We start from the raw sequence: 24,614 nt of genomic DNA, 5'->3' as shown, positions 1-24,614 counted from the left end.
AGATGTAATAACTGGTTTTAGTAGTAGAGGTCCTATGTACGATGGGCGAATTATACCCCAACTTGCTGTCGAAGGTTCTGAAGGAACTTCGTATGCCTCGCCAAAAGTGGTTGGCCAATTTGCCATTTTAGCACAAGTTTATAAAGAAAAAAACAGCGGAACAGAACCAACATCCTCACTCCTACGTGCCATAGTTATGAATACAGCAGATGATTTAGGTAATGCTGGACCTGATTTTATTCACGGTTATGGACGACCAAATTTAAGAAGAGCTTATAATATAATAAATAGCAATCAATTTGCATCAAACTCAGTTGCTAATGGTGCTACAAATAGTCATACTATTACTGTTCCTGCCAATGTAAAGCAAGTTCGAGTGATGATTGTTTGGCCAGATGTGGCTGCTGCTGTAAATGCAAATCCTGCAATTGTAAATAATCTAAATTTATCGTTAAACGACCCCTCATTAGTATCATACAATCCTTGGGTTTTAGACAGCAATCCATCGGTTACCAGTATTAGTGCTCCCGCCACTCGCGGAATTGATAATCTAAATACAATCGAGCAGGTAACTGTCGATAATCCATCGGCAGGAAATTGGACTGTAAATGTGAATGGTTTCAATGTTCCTTCTGGACCACAAGCTTATTATCTTGTGTATGAATTTTTATTTGATGAACTTCAGGTCGCATTTCCTCTTGAAAACGAAAAATTTATCAGTGGTGAAACCTACTACATCAGATGGGACAGTTATGGAAGTACTGATTCTTTTAACCTTTCTTATGAATTAAATAATAGTGGCACTTGGATTACTATTGAAAATGGATACAATGCTGCTAGCCGTGTATACAAATGGATAGCGCCGGTGGTTTCTGGAGGCATCAACTCAATAAAATTCAAAGTGCAACGCGGCAGTTTTACATCGGTTAGTGGTATAAATAAAATAGGAAAAGTTCCTGATAGTTTTAGAATAACTAAAGTCTGTGGTGACACTGTTGATTTAAAGTGGTCAGCGGTTTCTGATGCAACTGCTTACAAAGTATATAAATTAGGTGCACAATATATGGAGGACGTTACTTCGAATATCACTTTCTCGGGAGCTAGCGCCACATTAACAGGTCAAAGTACGACCGCCGATGAATATTATGCTGTAAGTGCCATTACAGGAGCCAATGAAGGCCAACGAACCATTGCCATCACAAAAGTTCCTGGCGATTCTGGTTGTAACGCTATTAGTTGGATTGGAACCACTTCTGTAGATTGGTTTGAGCCAACAAATTGGGAGCCTAATACAATTCCAAAAACTAGTGATAATGTAGTAATTCCTTCATCACCATCTAATCAACCTAAAATCGCTGCGTCAGGAGGTGTTTGCAGAGGAATAACAATCGAATCTGGGGCTTCATTAACAATGGATTCTGATACAGCTTACTCCTTATCAGTTTCTGGTGATTGGATCAATAACGGAACATTCGCAAGAGGAATTGGAACGGTCGATTTTGTTGGAACTACTTATCAAGAAATTGCAGGCTCCTCTACAACCGATTTTAATATTCTAAAAGTCACAAAAGGATCTCAAGATAATATTCTTGAAGTAAGTTCGATCATCACGCTAAATGCGACTCCAAATCCTTTGGTCATCACTTCTGGAACTTTTAAACTTTCTAGCGCTTCAACAATTACTCCTTTTACTTCTGGACCTACATTGGACAACCAACAGGGCCTTTGGAATAATGGAGGCATTATCAATTGGGGTAGTTTTAATTTAGTTTTAAATGGCGGTTTATTAAAAGTATCAGCAGGAACCGTCAATGTAGGAACAAGGGGGGGAAACAGCATCGTATATCGCAATAATCCAATATTGACAATAGAAGGGGGCAGTTTGAATGTGGCCAGTAGAATATCTGGAAATAGTGACAGTTCAAATATGACAATGCTTATTACAGGCGGAACTTTGACAGTAAATAAATTGGGTTCAACAAATACTACTGCTGCACCATTTGACATAAACCCTGAGGTCAATTTCTCATTTGCAGGAGGAACAGTAGTAATTGCCAGAGCATCATCTAACACAGTAGAATATAGAAATTTAGCCACAAAAAACGCCGTTAATGCAGGTACACTTCAAATAGGAGACGGAACTACACCAACGGGGCAAACGATTCGTATTGATAGCACTGTTCCCATTTATAATTTAGTTGTCAATGCACATAATTCCCCAAAAGCACAGTTGGTAACAAATAATCTAACTATAAAAAACAATCTAATTATTGCAGGAGGAACATTAGATGCTAATGATTTAGATCTTTCTATTAAAGGAGATTGGACAAATAGTGGCGTGTTTACACCAAGTACTGGCAAGGTTACTTTTGAAGCTTTTGCCCATCAATCCCTAACAGGAGCAACCACATTTAATAATTTGGTTCTAAATAATAGCGCTGGATTGACTTTCAATAACCTAACTACCGTAAATGGTAATTTCAAAATCCAAAATGGATTTGTAAACCTTGGTACGTCGCTAACTCATTCAGCTAATACACTAACACTTGGTGAGTCGGGAACCGTTTTCGGTACTTGGGGAAACACCATTTCGACAGCTACAAATACTAATAATTCTTATTTTGCCCCAACAACAGGACTCTTAAATGTGGCCTCTTGTGGTGCTTTTGCCTCTTGGATAGGAACCCAAGATACTTCTTGGACAAATAGTAATAACTGGTCTTCTTGTGGTATCCCTGCAACAACATCTGATGTTACTATTAATCCTGGAACTTTCAATCCATCAATTACTTCAAATGTGGCTATTAATAGTTTGACAATTGCCGCTGGAGCGAATTTAGTATTAAACTCTGGATATAATTTGAACGTTACCAATGCCATCGCAAATGCAGGAACATTGTCAATAAAAAGTAATGCCAACTTGATTCAAACCAATGACGTTACAAATTCAGGGCTTGGAGTTACTACTATAGAACAAGACAGCTCGCCTTTATTCCGTTTTGATTACACACTATGGTCGTCACCAGTTTCAGGTACTCAAACATTAGGAAGTTTTTCCCCTTTGACCACAACCAATCGGTTTTATGAATACAATACTGGCTCGAATTTATACAATGCAATTTCTAATGGTAGCACATTTAGTACAAGCAAAGGGTATTTAATTCGTATGCCAAACACCTGGGTTGATTATGTAGTTTCTCCACCATCTACGCCATTATCTTGGACAGGAACATTTACAGGAACACCTAATAATGGAACTCTTTCTATTACAATGTCAACAGCAGCAGATGGCTATAATGCAGTAGGAAATCCATATCCATCTACCTTAAATATTGATAAGTTTCTTAATGATAACAGTGCTAACATTAACGGTACCTTGTGGTTCTGGAGGAAAAGAAATGATGCGACGATTACAACATCTTATTCCACTTGCACAACTGCTGGAATTACTGGCGGCAATGTCCACCCTTATCAAAATGATAATTTTATTTCCGTTGGGCAAGGATTCATTGTTAAAGCGAGTTCAACTACACTGAACTTTACCAATACAATGCGTGAAGCCAATAACCAAAAACAGTTTTTCAAAACAAAGCAAGTTGAAAGAAACAGAATTTGGATAAATCTTTCTAATAATAATATTATAGTAAATCAAATGATGCTGGCTTATATGACTGGAGCAACCCAAGGAATAGACCCTGCAATTGACGGCAAGTATTTCAACGACAGTCAAACAGCTTTAAACTCTTTGATAGGCAATGAAGAATTTGCTATTCAAGGACGAGCATTGCCTTTCGATGGTACCGATGTGGTTCCTCTAGCTTTCAAAGCTACAATTTCTGGCAATTATACTATTTCGATCGACCACGCAGACGGATTGTTTGCCAATGGTCAAGATGTGTATCTTTTTGACAGCAAAGCAGGAGCCGAAACGAATTTAGCAACAAGTTCCTACTCTTTTGTCGCAGAATCTGGTGTAGACAACGCCAGATTTTCATTGAAATACCAAAAAACTTTAGGTAAAAACCAACCGGTTTTGAATGATAACAATGTACTCATTTACAAAAATAAAGGGACGTTTTACGTAAAAGCTGGAGATGAAACAATTAGCAACATCAAAGTGTATGATATTCAAGGTAAAAAGGTAGCAGAACTTAAAAATCTTAATGCAAATTTAGTGCCTATTAAAGATTTGAAAGCTATAAACCAAGTCTTGGTTTTTGAAATAAGCTTGCAAGAGAACAAAGTAATAACCAAAAAAGTGGTGAACTAGGTGTTCGAATTTATTTAACCTAAAGTCAAAATTAGCAAATAAATACTATGAAAAAAAATCCATTAATGTACTATATCGCTGCATTCTTCTTGTTTTCTACAGTGCTAATGTTTGCGCAAACTCCTGGATCTAACGATAACACAGGAAACTTAGAAGGATCAGATCCTCCGGCTGCACCTATTGACAATTATGTATGGTTTTTTATGGTTTTGGGTATAGTCTTCACTTTTTATAAATTCAAAACTTTACAAAAAAACAGGGAAGTAATTAATTAATCTGTAATAAAGAAATACAGTAAAAGACAGCTGATAATTTTCAAAAAATACCATTTAGCATTTTAAAACAGCCCGAATTAATTCGGGCTGTTTTTTACAGATATTCGGTTAATAAATATTGTTTTTTAGACTATTCTATATCCGTTCAAAAACTAATTCCAGCATTTTATATCGCCTCGAACATTTTCCCTGGCAAAGGTCGGATAACTCCTTTGAGCTCCATATTCAGGAGCATTCCCGAGATTTTATAAATGGGGAAATCACATCGTAAGGCAATAATATCCATCAGTTCCTTTCCGTTTTTTAGCAAGTAATCATATACTTTTTGCTCGTCATCTTCAAGTGTAACAAAAAGCTGTTTTTGAATGGGCTTGGCTTTGCTTTCAATCTCCCAATTCAAGATATAAACCAAGTCGGCAGCGCTTGTCAAAACGTTTGCTTTTTGGGTTTTTATCAAGTTGTTGCAGCCTTGACTGTATTTGTCAGTGGTTCTTCCAGGAACGGCAAAAACATCACGGTTGTAATCGTTGGCGATATTGGCAGTTATCAAAGAACCGCCTCTTTCAGCTGACTCTATAACAATCGTGGCTTCTGAAATTCCTGCAACAATACGATTCCTGCGAACAAAATTTTCCTTTTCGGGATTCGATGAACTCCAAAATTCGGTCATAAATCCACCGTTTTGTTCTACTTTGGCCACGTATTTTTTGTGATTTTTGGGGTAAATTTGGTTCAAACCGTGTGCTACAACTCCAATGGTTTGCAAGTCGTGTTCCATCGCCAATTGATGTGCAAAAATATCAACCCCATAAGCAAAACCACTTATTATTACTGGATCAAGCGGCGCCAAATCTTCTATTAGTTTTCGGCAAAATTCCATTCCGTAGGAAGTGATTTGTCGTGTTCCCACAATACTGATGGTTTTCTTATTTTTCAGGTTAATATTTCCTGAAGTAAACAGCAAAAGTGGTCCATCTATACAATGTTTCAATCGTTCAGGATATTTTTCGTCCTGAAAATAGGCAACGTCGATTTCGTTTGATTTTATGAATTGAAGTTCTTGTTCCGCTTTTTCGAAAACAGATTTGTCTTTCAGTTTTTGTAATAAGACAGAGCCAATACCATCAATGTTAGCTAGTTGGGAAGTTTTTGCCTTGAAAACAGCCTCAGCGCTACCGCAATGTGTAATTAGTTTTTTGGCCATAATATCGCCCACACCATCTACTTGTTGCAACGCCAATAAATGAAATAAATCTTGGTCTGTCATACTAATCATTTGAGGCTGAAATGTATAAAAATTTAAGCGAATTGTTAATAAAAATTGTGAATAAAATTTTGATAACTATTATCAATGTATAACTTTGTAACTATGAACATCGAATCTTATATCTCGCAGCTTTTATACCGTTATCAATGTGTAACTGTACCTGGTTTTGGCGCTTTTTTGACTGAAATTGAGTCGGCTCAATTGATTGAAAGTAGCCATTCTTTTTTTCCACCTAAAAAAGTAATTTCTTTCAATTCCCATATCAAAAACAACGATGGCTTATTGGCAAATCACATTGCACAAGCCGAAAAAACATCTTATGAGTATGCCGTAAGTGCTATTCAATACGAGGTTTTCAATTGGAAAAAAGCCTTGCAGGAACACGGTTTGTTTTCGATCAAAAATGTGGGTACACTTTCTCTTAATGCCGATCATAATTTGGTTTTCACTCCTTCGGACCAAACCAATTATTTGACTAGTTCTTTTGGACTGAGTGCTTTTGTTTCGCCAGTAGTAAAAAGAGAGCTTTTCGAACAAAAAATCGAAGCGCTTGAAGTAAATCTTGAAGAAGAGGAAATTATCGAACTTATCCCAGAAAAAAGAAGAGCAACTGCGTATTTGAAATATGCTGCTGTTTTTGTTTTAGGATTGGGTATTGCGGGCACCTTTGGATATCCGGCTTATCAAGAGCATATTGCTCAAGAAACAATTCTGGTTGAAAAAGCTGTTCAGAAAAAAGTTCAAAATAAAATTCAAGAAGCCACTTTCTTTATCGAAAATCCAATTCCTGCTGTGACACTTACGGTTAAAGAATCGAAAATGTCATACCATATTATGGCGGGTGCTTTTAGAGAAGAAAGAAATGCTGAAATAGTATTCAAGAAACTATCCGATCAAGGTTATAAAGCGCGACGTATTCCACAAAATAAATACGGTTTGTATCCTGTTCTTTACGGCAGTTACGCCACTTTTGATGAAGCTGAAAAAGCGAAACAGGAAATTCGTAATACAATCAATCCTGATGCTTGGATTTTGATTGAATCACTATAAAAAAATAAGCCCATTCTAGATGAATGGGCTTATTTTTTTTATTCTATTTTAATCGGACTGTATAACTTGTGCTTATTTATAACCTTTAGTCCAAGGTCCGTAGTTTTTATAAGCAGGTCCGGATAATTTTTGTTTTTCACTACCTCCTATTTTTACTTGTACCAAGTTTTCTTTTGGAGTAACTTTTGAAGGTTCCTGATTTTTATACGCTGGTCCTTCAAGCGCTGTGACGCTACTTTGGGAATATATTTTTGTTGGCTGAGCTTTATGCATCCAATGCTTGTAATTTTTAAAAGCAGGACCTGTTAAATCATTTTGTTTTACATTATCCCCTTGTTGTGCAAATGCACCAACTGATATGGCTAAAACTCCTAAAATTAATGCTACCTTTTTCATAACTATTGCTTTTTTTATACTTGACAAAGGTACAGTCAGTAATAGGTATTTATGAATATGTAAATCTAACGTATTTATATCCGTATAAATACGGATGGGCTTGGCTACATTGTATTATATTAAATTTATCTCTGCTGCTTTTTTTATAAGTTCGGCGGTGTTTTTTACTTCTAACTTTTTCAAAATATTGGCACGATGGGTTTCTATTGTACGTGAACTCACAAATAATTTAGCAGCGATATCATTAGTTGTTAATCCTTTGGAAATTAACCCTAAAACTTCGGATTCTTTATTGGATAAAACATTTTCACTAATGCTGTTAGTTGCCATAAAGTTTATCATTTTTTCTGAAATTTCGGCACTAAAGTATTTTCGACCCTGACTGACCGTTCTTATTGCCAAGATTAACTCAGATTCATCAGTGTTTTTCAAAAGATAGCCGTAAGCGCCCATCTTAGCGCATTTTGCAATATAATTACCATCATTGTGCATCGAAATAACAATTGGTTTTATGGCAGAGTTTAAGGCTTTTAATTCTTTTAAAACTTCAAATCCATCCATATTGGGCATACTAATATCTAGCAAAACAATATCTGCATCAAACTGGCTCTTAACCATCTCCATAAACTCCAAACCATCGGAGACACTTTTTACTATGATTATGTCCTCGTGCTTCCTTAAAAGCTCTTCTACACCATTTCGGAACAGTTGATGATCGTCTGCAATAATTAATTTGATTTCATTCATAATTCTATGGGTAATTCGATTTCAAAGGTGGTGTTTCCGGCGGATGGATTGATTGTAATTTTTCCATTGCAAATTTCCACACGTTCTTTGATGTTATTAATTCCTAAGCCTAATTTAACCGTTCTAAAATCAAAACCAATACCATCATCAAAATAAAAAAGAGAAATAAATTCATCAAACTCCGAAAGTGTTATTCGGATGTTTCTCGCCTGCGAATGTTTTAATGAATTATTGATTAGCTCCTGGCTAATTCTAAAAAGATTAATGGCTTGTTGGTTTGTAATGTTGGTGTTATCTTGTTCAGTTAAATCTTCATATTCAATGTTTATAGTGGTTGATTTTTTTAGGTTTTCAATAAAGTTTGTTAAGGTGGCTCCTACACCAAAATCGTCTATTGAAGCCGGCATTAAGGCATTCGACATCAATCGGATTTCAGAAATAGTATCATCAACTATTTTTTTCATTTCTATTTTCTTCGATTCCTTCTCAACTTTATTTTCAATATAATGTTTCAAGGAAGTTAAGTAGGGGCCGATACCATCGTGAAGCTCTCGTGACAAGCGACGTCTTTCGTTTTCCATACCGTTTACAAGCATTCGTTTAGAAGTTATTCGGGTATTTTCTTCCATATTCCTATACTCGATCAGCTTATCTCTCATCGCTAAAAGACTTTTCCCCAGAAGATCATCCGAACTTTTAAGCTGATAGTCCGTATTTAAATTCATCTTTCCAATATCATCAGAAAACTGTACAGCCCCCTGCAAAGAGACTTTCAAATTCGCTAAAGCATCAAACATTTCCTTGATCTCATTAGAAATTTTCTTAAAGTCATTTGATTGACTATTATAATCCCCTTTAGCCATAATACTGAGGCTTTTTTGCATATTCTTAATCGGGTTGATAATTAGTCTAGTAAGAAAAAGGGAAAGGATAACCACTAGTAAAAAAATACCCATAATTAAAACTATAAGTCTTTCCTTCAATTTTTTTAAGGGCATATTCACTTCCTCAACATCTATTTCAGACAGAATAACCATTTTTAAATTGGGAATATTTAAAAGGCTAGAAACACTGAATACTTCAACACCTCTGTAATCCTCAAAAACTCCACCGCTATTACTTCCCTTAAGAGCGTTCGCCACGTTTTCAACATTAACTGAAAGGGTATAAGGAATTGTATTGGGATAAAAACGAGATTGTGTACGCAATCTAAAATCTGAAGCGACAAGATACGATTCTCCACTTCTACCCATTCCTGTTCGCTCAACGAGTATCTTGTTTATCTTATTATAATCAAGAACTTTAATGTTTGTCTGTCCTTTAGCATTAGACACAAAACCAATAGCAGGTTTTTTATCAATATGATAGGGTGTGAAATCGTGAATTCCATTACTTTTTTTTATGTTATCAGGAAGGCTAAATACGGAACTATCAATGTTTTGGTTGTAGATTTCAACAGCCTGAAATTTTTCCCATTCCGATTTAATTAAAAATTCAATCTGATTTTTTTTGAGTGTTTTGATAGAATTTAATTGTTGCAAAACACGATCATCCAAAACCTTTGAAAATTCTTGATATGAAAAAAAAGCAAATGCAAGAACTGCAAATGCAATGAGACTATTAACTATTATCAATATTAAGGTCTTGATATTCACTAAGATATGTTTTAAAAATAAGACACTACAATGCTCAATAAGGCGGCTTCATTAAAAAAAAGGAAATCCTAATCATTTTACGTTTTGTAAATATAATTCAATTAAATAATAAAATTGATGACTTTTGCAAGGGCGGCTATTTAATTCAAACTAGCTTTAAACATCCGCAATTCTTCCCAACTGAATTTATCGCCGTATTTTTCTTTTAGAGGCGAAATCGATTCTTCTTTGTAACCATAAAAAGCCTCGGTCAATTCCTGGATTTTATCTTCGGGTAAAACTTCGTTGATGCTGATCACTTTTTCAATAATCAACTTGGTCAAATGCCCTAAAATGGTTTCTTCGGTAAACTTGCGAATCGCCGCTATTTCTTTAATAGAATTCTTTTCGAGCCACAATTCGTAGGTTTCCTGAATAGTCGATTTTTTGGGTACTTTCGGAGTTTTTTTCTTTTTGGTGTAGCGTTCTACATCTTCTTCGTCTTCAATCAAAGTGACATTGACTTCCTTGAATTGCGCTTGAATGGCTTCCGTTTTATATCGAATGTATTTTTTGATTGGCTCTGAAGTTAATCGTTCCTTCGAAATGGTTTCTCCAGCCACCACGATTTCAATCAATAATTTGGCTTTCATCAAACGCAAAACAGCCTTGGTTTGCAATTCCTCCAAAACCGTTAATTCATCGTAAAAAGCTTTGGCTTTTTTTTGCCGCTTGACTTCTTCTATTTTCCAAAGAATTTCGAAAACCAAATCGTCCATCGGTTTGATAAAATAATTGTATGCCGCTTGGAAACGCTCAGAAACGTGATTCAAATCGACGGTTTCGGTGTTGAAAATTTTATTGAGCTGAACAATGAATTTTTGGGAAGGATCTAGCAGTTTGTCTATTGCTTCCAATTGTTTGGCAGCCCAATTGGCCTGTTTCGATTTTGCCGAACTTTCGGAGTTTTCTAGATAACTGAACTTATGATTGCGCCATTCTTGTGCTAGTTCTGCCCAATCGAAACTAGTAATCAAATAATTATGAATGAAATTCTTGGTTTCGAAATACAATGCATTTTTTAAGAACTCATCCGACGCTTTGTTCAAGGAATAATCCATCACGTCCTGATCGTTCGAAATGCCATTCATTCGCAACGGAGAGAGCAAAATTAAACCGTTTAACGAACGCAAACGCGACAAAGCCACATATGCTTGTCCTGGAAGAAAAACTTGCGAAACATCGAGCGCAGCTTTGTCAAAGGTCAAACCTTGACTTTTGTGTACGGTTATGGCCCAAGCCAATTTTATCGGATAATGTACAAACGTACCCAATACCTCCTCCTCTATTTCCTTGGTCAATTCATCAACTTTGTAGCGAATATTTTGCCATTCGTATTTTTCGACTTCGATGGTGGTGTTTTCTTCAGGAAAATGAACCAAAATCTCCTCCTTAGAAAGCGATTTGACAATTCCCATCTTGCCATTGAAATACTTTTTATCAAAAGACAAATCGTTTTTGACAAACATAACCTGTGCTCCCACTTTCAATTTTAATTCTTCTTCAACGGGAAAAATTTTTTCGGGAAAATCACCAACAATTAAAGGTTTATAAACCAATAATTTACCCTCTAAATCTTCTAAAGCATCAGCATTCATGGCATCGGCTTTGGCATTATGGGTTGTTAAGGTAATGTAGCCTTTGTTGGCTTTCAAATCGAAATTGGGGTTTACGTACTTATTCAAATTTTGCACGTCTTCGGCAGAAATGGTGTTGTTTCGCAGATTATTCAAAATGGAAATAAACACATCGTCGGTTTGACGGTATATCTTGGACAATTCGATATACAAAGGCGGGTTTTGCTGAATGACGTGAGAATGAAAGAAGAATTTTCCTTTGTAATAATTCCGCAGTGTGCGCCATTCCTCATCCCTAATTACGGGAGGAAGTTGCAATAAATCGCCAATAAATAACACTTGAACTCCTCCAAATGGACCACTTTTTCTGCGCACGCTTTGCATCATAAAATCCATTGCATCGAGTAAATCGGCACGCAGCATACTTACTTCATCAATGATCAGGAGTTCCATATTCTTGATCACCGATTTCTTTAATCCACTCATTTTGAAATGCCTACGCAAAGTTGCTTTAGTTTCAAACTTGGTGCTTTCAGAAAATTGAGGTGAAGAATTGTCGGGAATGAAACCGCCAAAAGGCAACTGAAACATAGAATGAATGGTAACTCCACCGGCATTCAAAGCGGCAATTCCTGTGGGCGCAACCACTACACAATTTTTATGCGTAGTTTGGATGATTTCACGTAGTAGCGTCGTTTTTCCGGTTCCTGCTTTTCCGGTGAGGAAAACAGACCGATGGGTTTGATTGATAAATTTTAAGGTGTAAATGGCAGCTTCGGAAATGGATTGCATACGGCGTGTAATTTTGAAAAGCTAAAATATTGAAAAATTTGATGCTTTTTCAGTTTTTGAAAATGTATTTGAATTTCATTGTTTTTTAGCCCTGATTGGAGCGGAAATCCTCAAGATTTAGGAAGCGATTATTTTCTAGTTGGAAAAGAGCGACCGCCGAAAGCTACTTTTCCGGCCAAGAAAAAACACTTTCTAAATGAGAGATTGCATCGTAAAGCGGGGAAAAGCTCAAAAAAAAATGCCACACAAATCGGTGACATTTTTAATTTTGTTATGGAACAGAAACTATTTTTTAACTTCTTCTTTTGCAGCTGGCGCTTTGTATTTATCGTTTAAAATTTTTAGGATGTCTTTTGTAATATCGAATTTATCTTCGGCATATAAAACACTCGCATTCGAGTCACCTGTTCCGTAAATATAAGAATAACCTTTTTCTTTTCCGTAGGCTTTGATCGTTTTCTTCACATTTGAAACGATGCTATCCATCTCTGCACCACCTTCTTGCTGCAACTGTTGAGACAATGCTTGTTGCGCTTGCGCTAACATTTGTTCTCTTTTTTGCAATTCAGCTCCTTTTTTCTGAGCCCATTCTTGACCATTAGCTTGAGCTTGCGCCTGAAAATTTTGAGCTTCTTGTTTGAATCTGTTGATTTCTGCTTCTAGTTGTCTTCCTTTTTCTGCTCCTTTGGCTTTATACTTTGCATCAAGATCTTTTGTAGCTGTATATTCTTTCATTAAAACCGAGGTATCTACATAAGCTGTTTTTACTTCTTTAACTTCTGCTTGTTTTTTATCGCAAGAAACAACTGCAATTGCAAGTGCAATAACTAGGACTAATTTTTTCATTTAATTTTTAATTTAATTTTTTTCTGTTTTTAAGAATTGATAACAAAAATATAAAAAAATATGCAGCATTGGCATAAAGTTGGAAAAATGCAGCAACTATTTATAGTATAAAGATTTGCTATTGTAATTTGATAATTGATAATTTGAGCCTATAAAAACTGGCTTTAATAGCTTTGGAATAATCGTTTTTCTAAAAAAAGACAATACAAACTACTTTTTACAGCAAAAAGACCTCTTAAAAGCCTTTAAAATGAGTTGTACTTGTTTTTTAGGATGTAAATGTGCGAAGAATACTCAAAATTCTGGTTCGCTTTACAATTTGATTGTAATCCAATGAAAAAAGCTTTAACAAAATTCATTTTTCCGCTTTTGTACTTTTCGGAAAGTAAGCTCACATAAAACGAGTCAAATTTCATAGGTAAGACTTTTTCTAATTTCATTTCTTCTTTTTCGAAAAGCAATTTTATGGCTGTTTTAGAAAAATGCCAAAAATGAATCGGCACATCGTAGGCAGCCCAAAAATTTCCATAGTGCTTTGCGTCGAAAGATTTGAAATTAGGTACGGCAATAATCAACGTTCCAGTTGGTTTCAGCAAACGCTTCAATTCTTTGATTTGTTGGTCTAAATCGGGAACGTGTTCTAGAACGTGCCACATCGAAATAACATCAAAAGATTGATTTTGTAATTCGCTTGTTTGTTCTACAAACGAAACTCCTTTACTTTCTGCAATTGCTTTGGCTCTTTCGCTTGGCTCTACTCCTATTGTTTGCCAGCCATCATTCTTGGCAACGGACAAAAATTCTCCAGTTCCTGCACCAATGTCTAACAGTCGCCCTTTGTTAGGCTGCTGTGAATTGATTAAATTGAGTTTGTTTTTTAAAGCAATACTTTTTATAAAATGGTACAATTTTTCAAACAACGAACGCTTGTTGTCGGTATGCGAAATATAATCTTCACTTTCGTAATATTTGCCTAAATTCTCTAAACTGGGCTGCGGATGAGTAATTAACATATCCAAAGTTTCGTCGTGATACAAATCGAAAGTTTCTTTGGAAACAGAATAATCTTTTACAGTAAGGAAATGCTTTTTGTTTGAAATGTCCATTTTTAGTGTTCAGTGGTCGGGTTTATAGTAAACAGTTTAACTCCGTTACCTTAGGGTTTATGTGTATTTTTATTAATAGTTTCACGTGGAACAATTTTCTTTCTAGTATTCAGTGATCAGTTTTAAGTAGCCAGTTTGCAAGTGTAATTTTTACTGAACACTAAAAACTGATAACTGAACACTAATTATCTTCCCATATAAATCAATAACACGGAAACATCGCTTGGCGATACTCCGCTAATTCGGGAAGCTTGAGAAATAGTCACAGGACGAATCTTGTTTAATTTCTGTTTGGCTTCAATCGACATTGATTTGATTTTGCTATAATCGAAATTCTCAGGAATTTTTACATCTTCAAGTCGAGTCAACTTATTGGCGTTATTTCGCTCCTTTTCGATGTAACCGGAATACTTTACTTGAATTTCGGCTTGTTCCAAAATTTCCTGATCCAAATTATTCTCTGCAACATAATTTGCTACCTTCTCGAATTTGATAATATCTTCTAAATCGATTTGCGGACGAGAAAAAACTTTAAACATTTTGTCTCCTTGGGTGATCAAGGCTGTCCCTTTTGATTCTAATATTGGGTTTGCTTCCGCAACTGTAATACTTGTTTCCTTGAAAAACGCCACCATTTTTTCGGACTCATTCAATTTATGTTCCATACGACGCAAACGCTTTTCGGAGGCTAGTCCAATTTCATAGGACATTGGCGTTAATCTAAAATCGGCATTGTCTTGACGCAATAAGGTTCTGAACTCCGCACGAGAAGTAAACATTCTGTATGGTTCCTCGGTTCCTTTGGTAATTAAATCATCAATTAAAACACCAATATAAGCTTCATCTCTTTTTAGAACAAATGGTGCTTTTTCTTGAACTTTCAAAGCAGCGTTTATACCGGCCATCAATCCCTGAGAAGCTGCTTCCTCATATCCAGTCGTTCCATTTATTTGTCCGGCAAAGTACAAACCTTCAACTAGCTTAGTTTCTAAAGTGTGTTTCAATTGGGTTGGCGGGAAATAATCATATTCGATTGCATATCCTGCACGGAAAAATTTCACTTTTTCGAAACCAACCACAGACCGTAACGCTTTAAATTGAATGTCTTCAGGCAATGATGTTGAAAATCCATTTACATAAACCTCACAAGTATTCCAACCTTCCGGCTCTACAAACAATTGATGTCTTTCTTTATCAGCAAAACGATTAATCTTATCTTCGATCGACGGACAATATCTAGGCCCAAGCGATTGAATTCTTCCGTTAAACATCGGAGAACGATCAAAACCTTCTCGTAAAATATCGTGAACATTCAATGATGTATAGGTCATATGACAAGACCTTTGGCGAACCAAAGGCGAAGTAACATCTGAATATGAAAACTTATCTGGATGGGCATCGCCCTTCTCTTCATTCATTTTAGAATAATCCAATGAACGACCATCTACACGAGGCGGCGTTCCTGTCTTCATTCTTCCTGCTTGAAATCCAGCATTGACCAAATCTTCGGTAATTCCGTATGCAGCACTCTCGCCTGCACGTCCCCCTCCGAATTGTTTTTCTCCAATATGAATCAAACCATTTAGAAAAGTACCATTAGTCAAGACGACAGATTTCGATCGAATTTCGACTCCAAGCGCGGTCCGGATTCCTCGAACTTTACCGCTTTCAATAATTAATCCTTTGACCATTTCTTGGTAAAAATCAAGATTCAGAGTCCCTTCAAGCATCACCCTCCACTCTTCTGAAAAGCGCATTCTGTCACTTTGAACCCTCGGCGACCACATTGCAGGCCCCTTGGATTTATTCAACATCTTGAACTGAATAGCAGTCTTGTCTGAGACAATAGCTGAGTATCCACCAAGTGCATCTATCTCACGAACAATTTGCCCTTTTGCGATTCCACCCATTGCAGGATTGCAAGACATTTGTGCAATGTTTTGCAAACTCATTGTAACCAATAAAGTTGTAGACCCCAAATTGGCGGCAGCGGCAGCAGCCTCGCAACCGGCGTGACCTGCTCCAACTACAATTACATCATATTCTTCTAGAAACATTCCATTTTAGATTTTAGATTTTAGATTTTAGATTCGCATCCAAAAACAAAATCATTATTTAATACATTTGTTCCACGTGAAACATTTTATGCTTTTGGATTAGACAGTATATATTTCTTCGTTATACAGAAACAAATCTCAACAGACTTATGTTCCAAGTGAAACATCGTTGGTTTCAAAAATCTGAAATCTGAAATCTCAACTCTACAATCATTATTGTTCCACGTGAAACATCGCGATTTTCTCGTCCTCCTTGTTTCGCATCAGCAGCTCATCCTCTTCGGACTTGTCCTTGTATCCGCAATAATGCAAAACACCGTGAACTAATACCCTCTTCAATTCCTCATCGAAAGAAACATTGAAGTCAGTAGCATTCTCCTGAACTCTCTCTACAGAAACAAAGATATCTCCGCTTAACTCGTTTCCAACAGTATAGTCAAAACTGATAATATCGGTATAAAAATCGTGTTGCAAGTGTTCTTGATTGATCTGAAGAAGGTACTCGTCATCGCAAAAAATATAACTAATCTCACCTTCTTTTTTGTTTTCTGATTTGATTACGCTAGAAATCCAGCTGCTAATTACCTTTTCGTTGTCTAGGGTAAATTCGGTTTCGTAATTAAAATTGATCATTTAGTATTAAAATATTCTTGAACTTTTTGATTAAAATTGGAGCGCAAATGTAAGGATTGTCTATTTAATATTTCAATACTGTTTAAATAATCTAATAATGCGGGCGGCAGAGATTTAGCTTGATTTGAAAACTCCTTTTTATTGGTCTCTGACTGTCGCTTATTATCTTGACCTTGTTGCTGAATAGCGTTGTCTAATTTTAGCAATTCTTGTTTCACGTTCAATATCTTTTGCAGAACTTCATTCTTAAAACCTTTGTTTAAAAGTTGTTTCTCTATTTCCTTCATTTGGTCAAGAGCATTCTGACCACTGCCACCCAATCCTTGCTTTTCTAATTCGTTCTGCAAAGCATCACGCAACTGCTTTTGCTCTTTATAAATCTCCATAATTGCCTTTGCATCGCCTTCGCCGTCTTCTCCATTTTCACCTTCGGAACCAGGTTTTTTACCCTCTTTGCCCTTCTCTCCTTCTTTACCCTGACCAGGTTTTTCCCCTTTCTTCATACCCTTCTTTACTTTCTCACCAAGGCCTTCTTGCTTTTTGATGATATCCTTCAGCTGCATTCCTTCTCCTTGCCCTAGTTTTGGTTTCCCCTGCCCTTCACCAGACATCGACATTTGCATATTGTTTAGTACGTCACTTAAAAAATCAGCTAATTTGTTCGCAGAAGAAACCGTATACTGTTGATGCGAAACACCCTTTGCAACTTGAGCATCCGCCAAAGTTTCTAAAGATTTATCTAAATTGTATTGCGCATTACCTATTTCCTTGGTTATGTTTTCTCCAATTTTTGGATTCCGTAAAGACATAGCAAAAAGGCTGTCATCAATATGCTTGAACTGCAGTTTTAAATCTTGTTGAATTTTAAGGTTCTTATTGAAAGCCGGAGAACCCACTTTAAAGGTTTTGAACTTCACCATCAAATCTTCCTGTGAAAACGAGAACGCTAATAGATTGTCCAAAATTTGTCGCATCATCGCAATGTCCTCCTCCATTTGCTCCATCTCTCCGCCTTCCATACTTTGTTCCATTTTCTCAGACATTTGTTTCATCTTCTTGGAAGCACTTTTTTGCTTAGGCTTGGCGGCAGCTTTTTTATCTTTCTGCAAATCCTCTGAAGCTTTCTTCAAATCTTCGTCAATGCTTTTTTGCTCCGCAGGATCGTTTGGAATATCCAAAGGCTTTTTCAACTCCTTATTTTCCTTATTTAAATCTTTCAACTCGTCTTGAATTTTATCAAATTCCTTGTTGATTTCGTCTTGCTTTTCTTGTGTGTTTTCTTTGTCTTTATTCGACAAATCTTCCTGCTTGTCGGACAGCTTGTCTAATTTATCTTTGAGTTGTTCTGCTTTTTTCTGAACATAATACTTCTTGGTTAATTCAACTAACTGCTCTAAACTCTTAGTTTGGTTCTTTGCCGTTTGCTTGAATTTATCCATTTTTTCCATCAAGTCTTCCTCCTTGATTTTATCATTCAACTCCTTTAATTCATCTAATAATTTTTTATTTTTTTCTAAATCTTTATCGACATTATCTAAACGTTTTTTCAATTCTTCCTTGAATTCGTCTTTTTTATCGGTTTTGTTTTTGTCAAGATTATCTTTCATTTTCTCGGCAAATTCCTTCATCATTTTATCTTGCTGGTTTTGCCTTTTGATAAAATCATTGATTTTTTGCTGATCTTTGAATTCAAAGTTATCCTTCTCTTTTCCGGTCTTTTGCAACTTATCCATTTCGGAAATTTGCTTGTCTTGATTTTTCAAAGACTTTTCTAAACCGTTGATGCTTTCATTCTGCCGTTGTAAATCTTGATCTTGAATTTCTTCGTCTGTAGCAATCCGATTCGAGAAAACAGACGACTTCGTGCTTTTGAAATTATGAAACGCATCATTATCAAAAACCTCAAAATAGTACTCATAAGACACACCCTGCTCAACCGGAAGCGAACTTGGGAAAGCAAAAACAAACTGGTCATTCAAGTTCGACTTCAAAGCTATGTTTCCGCGCTTGGTTGATTCTGGCTTGTTTTTGGGATAATAAACCACCTGAAGCTTATACAAGCCGTAATCATCTGAAATTTGCCCTAAAACGTAATTTCTATCTATTTTAAGACTGTCTGGGGCCTTGTTTACATTAATTGAAGGAAACTGATCTTTGATAACCGAAATCTGGTAATTCAACTTCTCATAGTTCTTTACCTTGGCATTCGAAGTCAAAATTTGATACTCCGTGTTCTGCAAAACTTGTTTCGATAAACTAAAATCATTCTCAGACTTGGAAAAAGGCGTAGTAGAAATTAAATCTTTCCACACCACATTTTGAGTTGCCAAAGTATTAATTCTCCACGTCACACGCGTTCCTTCGGGAACAATCGCATTTCCATTCCCTTTGATGACTTCTGGTTTCTTTCTTAAATAAGCTGGGAAACTCAACGCCATTTCAAAATTAGCAATAGACGGAACAGTCACCACATTCAGTTCGTAATCAACTGAAGAAACTTCATTCGCCTCAACGTGAAACAAAACATTGGACAAAGGCTTTTCTATTCGGTACTGAAATTCTCCCGCATTGATGGACTCCATAAAATAACTTTCGTCACCAATAAAAATCATTGCATTTTCCGGAACAATTTTTCCTTTTGTCTTAATGCGAATAATAAAATCTTTATTTTGTTCTGTTTGCAAGTTGCTATTCAAAATAACAAACTCAAAAGGCGCTGGCGGCAAAAACTGCTCGCGAAAATTCACTACCCTATTCAAACTTTGAGAAATGATTTTACTGTTTCCCGAAACAAAAAAGAAGGCAAACAATACAATCGGAACAAGCGCCAGTGGTAAATATTTTCGGTTTGAATTGAAGTTGATAGCATTTCCAAAAGGAATCGGTTGCAATGAATTCGCCTTTTGTTCTATCGAAGCCACCAATAGTTCCGATTTATTCTGATGCAAATCAGCATCTGACAATTGAAGAAAATTGATCAATTTGTCATTTACTTCCGCGAAATGATTCCCGATTATTGCAGAAGCTTCTTTGTAATCGATTCCTTTTTGAAGTTTGAACAGTTTGAAAATAGGAAACAAAATAAACCGGACTAAGAGGTAAATTTCAACACCAATGAAAGTCCAAAACAAAACGGTTCTGCCCATTGGCTTAAGCCAAAGAAAATACTCAACAAAGAGGGTAAACAAGAAATACAGCAAGCCCAAACCTATGAAGAATAGTATTCCTCGAATCAGTTCATTGGTGTAAAACTTCTTGATGAAAAGTTCCAGCTTTTGAAATATGACCTTTGATTGCTCCAAAATTTACTCGTTAATTTTATAACCGCTAAAAGTAACTATTTTTCAATTCTATTAATGTTAAAAATAATATAATCGAAAAAAAACGTATTTTTACAATAACTAACTTTCAAAAAATGGAGAAACTGATTGACTTACTAAAAAAACACTCCGCGTTAAACGTCATTCCTTCTTTGGAAGAAGAACAAGCACAATTGTTCGAATACGTTTATACAACAAATCGATTAGAAGGTAATCAATTATCGCTTTTACAAACTACCGAATTATTCAAAAGCGACACCATTTCTGGAAATAACATCCGAAATTCTGATATTTTAGAACAAAAAGGAATGTATCGCGCGTTGAAAAGAATGCTTTTGTCAGTAAAAAATAAAGAAGAATTATCTACAAAATTGATTTTAGAATTGAATTGGTTGAGCATCGGAAGTCTTTGGAATGAGGATTATTATATGAATGCCAAAGAAAAAGGACAACTGCAAAATAAATTTAAGGTTAGTCAAAACGTGATTTCCATAAAACAAAACGGTGTTGAAAAAGAAAAAATAATGCCTATGAGTTCTCCCGATGATGTTCAGAAAAATATGGAAGCTTTGATTGAAAATGTTAACAAAACTGATGCTTCAGTTTTGGATAAGGCCGTTTTCTTGGCTCAAGAAATTTGGATTCATCAACCTTTTGTCGATGGCAATAAAAGAACTGGACGACTTTTAATCAATTTTCTATTAATGAAAGAAGGCTTTCCTCTGTTTTCGTATGACACCGAAAATCTGAATTACAATAGTTTACTCGTGGAACAATATTACGATTCCAAACCTGATTTAGTAAAAAACTATATTATTGAAACGTTGACCAAAAAAATGAATGACGACATCGAAGCCTTTTCGAAAATCAAAAAAGATTTTAAGGGATTTCGATTGATGTTGTAAATTATAAACTAATTCTCTAAAAACTTCTCCGTTCCCACTCCTGACTTCTAACTTCTAATTATCTTTGCACAACACTTCGACAAGCTCAGTGTTAATTTGAATTAATTTTAATTGCAAAAAATGTCAAAACAAGTTCGGGTGCGTTTTGCACCAAGTCCAACTGGACCTTTACATATTGGCGGTGTTCGTACTGCCCTATTCAATTATTTGTTTGCCAAAAAAAACAATGGCGTTTTCTTTCTTCGAATTGAAGACACAGATCAAAACCGTTTTGTTCCTGGAGCCGAAGAATATATTATGGAAGCACTAGAATGGCTTGGAATTGCTCCGGATGAAACTATCGGGAAAAATGAAAAATTTGGCCCTTACAAACAATCCGAAAGAAAACATTTGTACAAACAATATGCGGACGAATTGATTAATTCTGGCAATGCCTATTATGCTTTTGACACTGCTGAAGCATTAGATGCACACCGAAAACAACATGAAGAACAAGGAAAAACATTTATTTATAATTGGCACAATCGTGAAAAATTGGATACTTCGTTAATCATTTCAACAGAAGAAACTGCTAAAAGAATTGCTGCTGGCGAGGATTATGTCATCCGTTTTAAAACCCCGGTTGATGAAACTTTGCATTTGCAAGACATCATTCGTGGAGAGGTGAAATTTGAAACTAATTTATTAGATGATAAAGTATTATTCAAAAGTGATGGAATGCCAACCTATCATTTAGCGAATATTGTAGATGACCATTTAATGGAAACTTCGCACGTAATCCGCGGTGAAGAATGGTTGCCTTCGATGCCATTGCACGTTTTATTGTATCGCGCATTTGGTTGGGAAGCTCCAGAATTTGCGCATTTACCATTGATTATGAAGCCGGTTGGAAACGGAAAATTATCCAAACGTGATGGAGATAAAATGGGCTTTCCCGTATTTCCACTAGATTGGCAAACAGCCGAAGGCGTTTCGTCAGGTTACAGAGAAAAAGGATTTTTCCCGGAAGCTGTTGTCAACTTTCTAGCTTTATTAGGTTGGAATGACGGAACCGAAAAAGAATTATTCTCGTTGGTAGAATTAGAACAAGTTTTTGATTTGAACCGAGTTCATAAAGCAGGTGCCAAATTTGACCCAGAAAAAAACAAATGGTTCAATCATCAATATTTGGTGAAAAAGGACGACGACACTTTAGCAGAAGCATTTATTAAAATTGTTGAAGAAAAAAAGGTTGGATGTGATTTCTCCTTCGTCGAAATGACAAAGATTGTAAGTTTAATTAAAGAACGAGCAAATTTCGTTTCAGAATTCTGGGATTTGAGTGATTACTTTTTTGTGGCTCCAACTTCTTATGACGAGAAAGCATCAAAGAACTGGAAAGAAGAAACGCCAGCCTTAATGAAAGAATTGATTTCTGTTCTAAGCGAAATAGCTGATTTTACTTCTGTAAATATCGAAACCATTGTGAAAGATTGGATGACCAAAAACGAAATTGGAATGGGGAAAGTAATGCAGCCGTTTCGTTTGAGTTTAGTTGGCGCGCTAAAAGGTCCTCACCTATTTGACATCGTGGAACTCATCGGAAAAGAAGAAACGATTGAGAGAATTGAAAAAGCTATAGATTCTTTATAAAAAAGAATCTTTAAAAGAAGAAACCCTTTCAGAATTTAAAACTCCGAAAGGGTTGTTTTTTGTGGCTCTACTAGAAATATTGTAACATTCTTTTTTCTAAACCATTAAGAAAGTTAAGGAAATTAAGAATACTGCAAATCTTAATTTCTTAAATGCCTTAATGGTTTAATTTTTTGTGTTTCATACAAATTGCCGTAGAATTGTTTTCTATAAATAAACAATCAAATTACCGGTTACTATTCCTGGATTGCCTTTGAAATTATATCCTAAATTTTGGTCATTTAGATTTCCAAGCATATTATTTAGACCATATTGATAGGAAACATTCAAACGAACGTGTCGAACTCCAGCCGTAATCCCAATTACAGGATAAAAATTAAATTGCGAAATACCGACAATGTCTTTGGCTATTAATGTCGTTCCGCTAATAATATTATTTTCCTTCCCATCCTCTACATCAAGCTTTCCATTGATTTGCACCAAAGGCCCCGTTTCGATACTCAAATGATTTTCGACAATTTTATAACTAATCATCAATGATATTTGTGCAGATGCTAACTTATAATTAGTGTCTTCAGTAATAAAACCAGAGTTTGTAGCGACCGAAAAATTGTTCTCACTAAACTGCATCGCATACACCATATCCCAATCATTATAATAATTTCCTCGCATCGATAGTCCGCCACTCCAACCTGTCCCTGGTTTAGTTTCAAAATTATTGGTGTTCAAAGTAAACTGATTGACACCAAAACTAATCCCAATTCGGTTACCATCGCGATACTCATATTGAGAAAAGCAAACCATACTAATAAGCAATATAACAACCGTAAAAAATATCTTTTCCATAATTAAACTTTAACCTCGGCAAACCTAAAGTTTTTTTGTAATTTAACAGTCAAATTTTAAAACTTAATTTCATAAACTATGGACATTACATTAATCATTATTTTAGTCTTCGGACTATTTATTTTTCTTTCGTCTTTTTTTACTGTAAAACAACAAACTGCAGTAATTATAGAGCGTTTTGGCAAGTTTTTGAGCATCCGACAATCCGGATTACAGCTCAAAATCCCTTTGATTGATAGAATTGCAGGTCGTGTGAACCTGAAAATTCAACAACTAGATGTTATCATTGAAACAAAAACCAAAGACAACGTTTTTGTGAAACTAAAAGTATCTGTGCAATTTATGGTCGTAAAAGAAACTGTTTACGATGCTTTCTACAAATTGGAATATCCACACGATCAAATTACTTCTTACGTATTTGACGTGGTTCGTGCGGAGGTTCCTAAACTAAAATTAGACGATGTTTTTGAAAGAAAAGACGATATTGCAATTGCGGTAAAAAGAGAATTGAATGAGGCAATGACTACTTATGGTTACACCATTATCAATACATTGGTCACTGATATTGATCCAGATATTCAAGTAAAAAATGCGATGAACAGAATCAATGCGGCTGATAGAGAAAAAACAGTGGCTGAATTTGAAGCAGAAGCCTCAAGAATTAGAATTGTAGCCAAAGCCCAAGCAGAAGCTGAAAGTAAAAAATTACAAGGTCAAGGTATTGCCGATCAAAGACGTGAAATCGCAAGAGGTTTGGTAGAAAGTGTGGACGTTTTGAACAAGGTGGGAATCAATTCGCAAGAAGCTTCGGCATTGATTGTGGTTACACAACATTACGATACCTTGCAAGCTATTGGGGCAGACACCAATTCGAATTTGATATTATTACCAAATTCTCCTCAAGCAGGAAGTGATATGTTGAATAATATGGTGGCATCATTCTCTGCTTCGAACCAAGTAGGCGAAATGATGAAAAAAACCAAAAGAGTAAAACCTGCAACTCATCCTACCGATTACATTGAACCTGAGGAACCTGAATCCGAGGTATAATACCAAAAAAAAGAGGCTTAAACGTAGTTGTGGTCGGAAGAAATTCCGGCCACTTACGTTTTAAAGACTTTTGAGGGATCACCACCTGAAAACACAATCATTATTCCAGTAATAAGTTCTCTTAGTTCCAATACAAATCTTCTTTTGGCGG

General features: G+C 35.8%; 17 protein-coding genes. 6 read left to right on the top strand and 11 right to left on the bottom strand.

Annotated features, from left to right (window positions below; all coding sequences use genetic code 11):
* Positions 1 to 34 precede the first annotated feature (34 nt).
* Positions 35 to 4,270 (top strand): hypothetical protein, encoded by a 4,236-nt coding sequence (locus ACIQ1E_RS05105; RefSeq protein WP_396169301.1) that lies wholly within the window; start codon positions 35 to 37, stop codon positions 4,268 to 4,270.
* Between the two features lie 65 nt (positions 4,271 to 4,335).
* Positions 4,336 to 4,545, top strand: coding sequence for a hypothetical protein (locus ACIQ1E_RS05100; RefSeq protein WP_396169300.1), 210 nt, complete (start codon positions 4,336 to 4,338; stop codon positions 4,543 to 4,545).
* A gap of 166 nt (positions 4,546 to 4,711) precedes the next feature.
* On the opposite strand, the gene dprA is transcribed toward ACIQ1E_RS05100, so the two are convergent.
* Positions 4,712 to 5,812, bottom strand: a complete 1,101-nt coding sequence (gene dprA / locus ACIQ1E_RS05095; RefSeq protein ID WP_396169298.1) for a DNA-processing protein DprA — start codon at positions 5,810 to 5,812, stop codon at positions 4,712 to 4,714.
* A gap of 102 nt (positions 5,813 to 5,914) precedes the next feature.
* Between dprA and ACIQ1E_RS05090 the strand changes: the two genes are divergently transcribed.
* On the top strand, positions 5,915 to 6,862 hold the full coding sequence (locus ACIQ1E_RS05090) for an SPOR domain-containing protein (protein ID WP_396169297.1): 948 nt from the start codon (positions 5,915 to 5,917) through the stop codon (positions 6,860 to 6,862).
* A gap of 72 nt (positions 6,863 to 6,934) precedes the next feature.
* On the opposite strand, the gene ACIQ1E_RS05085 is transcribed toward ACIQ1E_RS05090, so the two are convergent.
* From ACIQ1E_RS05085 to ACIQ1E_RS05045, 9 genes are all read right to left on the bottom strand, one after another.
* Positions 6,935 to 7,258, bottom strand: coding sequence for a hypothetical protein (locus ACIQ1E_RS05085; RefSeq protein WP_396169295.1), 324 nt, complete (start codon positions 7,256 to 7,258; stop codon positions 6,935 to 6,937).
* A 114-nt stretch (positions 7,259 to 7,372) separates the two neighbouring features.
* The gene (locus ACIQ1E_RS05080) at positions 7,373 to 8,005 is read right to left on the bottom strand and encodes a response regulator (protein WP_396169293.1); all 633 of its coding nucleotides are present in this window, start codon (positions 8,003 to 8,005) and stop codon (positions 7,373 to 7,375) included.
* Positions 8,002 to 9,660 (bottom strand): ATP-binding protein, encoded by a 1,659-nt coding sequence (locus ACIQ1E_RS05075; protein ID WP_396169291.1) that lies wholly within the window; start codon positions 9,658 to 9,660, stop codon positions 8,002 to 8,004. Before ACIQ1E_RS05075 ends, ACIQ1E_RS05080 begins: the two co-directional genes overlap by 4 nt.
* Positions 9,661 to 9,800: 140 nt before the next feature.
* Positions 9,801 to 12,068 (bottom strand): helix-turn-helix domain-containing protein, encoded by a 2,268-nt coding sequence (locus tag ACIQ1E_RS05070; RefSeq protein ID WP_396169289.1) that lies wholly within the window; start codon positions 12,066 to 12,068, stop codon positions 9,801 to 9,803.
* A gap of 285 nt (positions 12,069 to 12,353) precedes the next feature.
* Positions 12,354 to 12,914, bottom strand: coding sequence for an OmpH family outer membrane protein (locus ACIQ1E_RS05065; protein ID WP_396169287.1), 561 nt, complete (start codon positions 12,912 to 12,914; stop codon positions 12,354 to 12,356).
* A 245-nt stretch (positions 12,915 to 13,159) separates the two neighbouring features.
* A complete protein-coding gene (locus ACIQ1E_RS05060; RefSeq protein ID WP_396169285.1) occupies positions 13,160 to 14,020 on the bottom strand; it encodes a class I SAM-dependent methyltransferase in 861 nt (286 codons plus the stop codon).
* Positions 14,021 to 14,205: 185 nt separating this feature from the next.
* Positions 14,206 to 16,077, bottom strand: a complete 1,872-nt coding sequence (gene mnmG / locus ACIQ1E_RS05055; RefSeq protein WP_396169283.1) for a tRNA uridine-5-carboxymethylaminomethyl(34) synthesis enzyme MnmG — start codon at positions 16,075 to 16,077, stop codon at positions 14,206 to 14,208.
* A 213-nt stretch (positions 16,078 to 16,290) separates the two neighbouring features.
* Positions 16,291 to 16,710, bottom strand: a complete 420-nt coding sequence (ybeY, locus tag ACIQ1E_RS05050) for an rRNA maturation RNase YbeY (protein ID WP_396169282.1) — start codon at positions 16,708 to 16,710, stop codon at positions 16,291 to 16,293.
* A complete protein-coding gene (locus tag ACIQ1E_RS05045; RefSeq protein ID WP_396169280.1) occupies positions 16,707 to 20,012 on the bottom strand; it encodes a DUF4175 family protein in 3,306 nt (1,101 codons plus the stop codon). Before ACIQ1E_RS05045 ends, ybeY begins: the two co-directional genes overlap by 4 nt.
* A gap of 113 nt (positions 20,013 to 20,125) precedes the next feature.
* Between ACIQ1E_RS05045 and ACIQ1E_RS05040 the strand changes: the two genes are divergently transcribed.
* On the top strand, positions 20,126 to 20,935 hold the full coding sequence (locus tag ACIQ1E_RS05040; RefSeq protein WP_396169278.1) for a Fic family protein: 810 nt from the start codon (positions 20,126 to 20,128) through the stop codon (positions 20,933 to 20,935).
* Positions 20,936 to 21,055: 120 nt separating this feature from the next.
* Entirely contained in the window at positions 21,056 to 22,567 is a 1,512-nt protein-coding gene (gltX, locus tag ACIQ1E_RS05035; RefSeq protein ID WP_396169276.1) for a glutamate--tRNA ligase, read from the top strand.
* A 207-nt stretch (positions 22,568 to 22,774) separates the two neighbouring features.
* Here the strand turns inward: gltX and ACIQ1E_RS05030 are convergent, their stop codons facing one another.
* Positions 22,775 to 23,413 carry a PorT family protein gene (locus ACIQ1E_RS05030; RefSeq protein ID WP_396169275.1) on the bottom strand — a complete coding sequence of 213 codons (639 nt, stop codon included), beginning with the start codon at positions 23,411 to 23,413 and terminating at the stop codon, positions 22,775 to 22,777.
* Positions 23,414 to 23,491: 78 nt separating this feature from the next.
* Between ACIQ1E_RS05030 and ACIQ1E_RS05025 the strand changes: the two genes are divergently transcribed.
* Positions 23,492 to 24,463, top strand: a complete 972-nt coding sequence (locus ACIQ1E_RS05025) for an SPFH domain-containing protein (protein WP_396169274.1) — start codon at positions 23,492 to 23,494, stop codon at positions 24,461 to 24,463.
* The last annotated feature ends 151 nt before the right edge of the window (positions 24,464 to 24,614 follow it).

The organism is Flavobacterium sp. (assembly GCF_044348915.1).
In the GTDB taxonomy this organism is placed as follows: domain Bacteria; phylum Bacteroidota; class Bacteroidia; order Flavobacteriales; family Flavobacteriaceae; genus Flavobacterium.
This window is presented reverse-complemented; position numbering and strand designations above follow the sequence as displayed.

What these genes read in the sequence shown, in the direction of transcription:
- ACIQ1E_RS05060 (WP_396169285.1), bottom strand. Translation starts at nt 14,020, where the DNA reads ATGGACATTTCAAACAAAAAGCATTTCCTTACTGTAAAAGATTATTCT.
- dprA (WP_396169298.1), bottom strand. Translation starts at nt 5,812, where the DNA reads ATGACAGACCAAGATTTATTTCATTTATTGGCGTTGCAACAAGTAGAT.
- ACIQ1E_RS05070 (WP_396169289.1), bottom strand. Translation starts at nt 12,068, where the DNA reads ATGCAATCCATTTCCGAAGCTGCCATTTACACCTTAAAATTTATCAAT.
- ACIQ1E_RS05105 (WP_396169301.1), top strand. Translation starts at nt 35, where the DNA reads ATGTACGATGGGCGAATTATACCCCAACTTGCTGTCGAAGGTTCTGAA.
- ybeY (WP_396169282.1), bottom strand. Translation starts at nt 16,710, where the DNA reads ATGATCAATTTTAATTACGAAACCGAATTTACCCTAGACAACGAAAAG.
- ACIQ1E_RS05040 (WP_396169278.1), top strand. Translation starts at nt 20,126, where the DNA reads ATGGAGAAACTGATTGACTTACTAAAAAAACACTCCGCGTTAAACGTC.
- mnmG (WP_396169283.1), bottom strand. Translation starts at nt 16,077, where the DNA reads ATGTTTCTAGAAGAATATGATGTAATTGTAGTTGGAGCAGGTCACGCC.
- ACIQ1E_RS05090 (WP_396169297.1), top strand. Translation starts at nt 5,915, where the DNA reads ATGAACATCGAATCTTATATCTCGCAGCTTTTATACCGTTATCAATGT.
- ACIQ1E_RS05030 (WP_396169275.1), bottom strand. Translation starts at nt 23,413, where the DNA reads ATGGAAAAGATATTTTTTACGGTTGTTATATTGCTTATTAGTATGGTT.
- ACIQ1E_RS05065 (WP_396169287.1), bottom strand. Translation starts at nt 12,914, where the DNA reads ATGAAAAAATTAGTCCTAGTTATTGCACTTGCAATTGCAGTTGTTTCT.
- ACIQ1E_RS05100 (WP_396169300.1), top strand. Translation starts at nt 4,336, where the DNA reads ATGTACTATATCGCTGCATTCTTCTTGTTTTCTACAGTGCTAATGTTT.
- ACIQ1E_RS05080 (WP_396169293.1), bottom strand. Translation starts at nt 8,005, where the DNA reads ATGAATGAAATCAAATTAATTATTGCAGACGATCATCAACTGTTCCGA.
- ACIQ1E_RS05085 (WP_396169295.1), bottom strand. Translation starts at nt 7,258, where the DNA reads ATGAAAAAGGTAGCATTAATTTTAGGAGTTTTAGCCATATCAGTTGGT.
- ACIQ1E_RS05025 (WP_396169274.1), top strand. Translation starts at nt 23,492, where the DNA reads ATGGACATTACATTAATCATTATTTTAGTCTTCGGACTATTTATTTTT.
- gltX (WP_396169276.1), top strand. Translation starts at nt 21,056, where the DNA reads ATGTCAAAACAAGTTCGGGTGCGTTTTGCACCAAGTCCAACTGGACCT.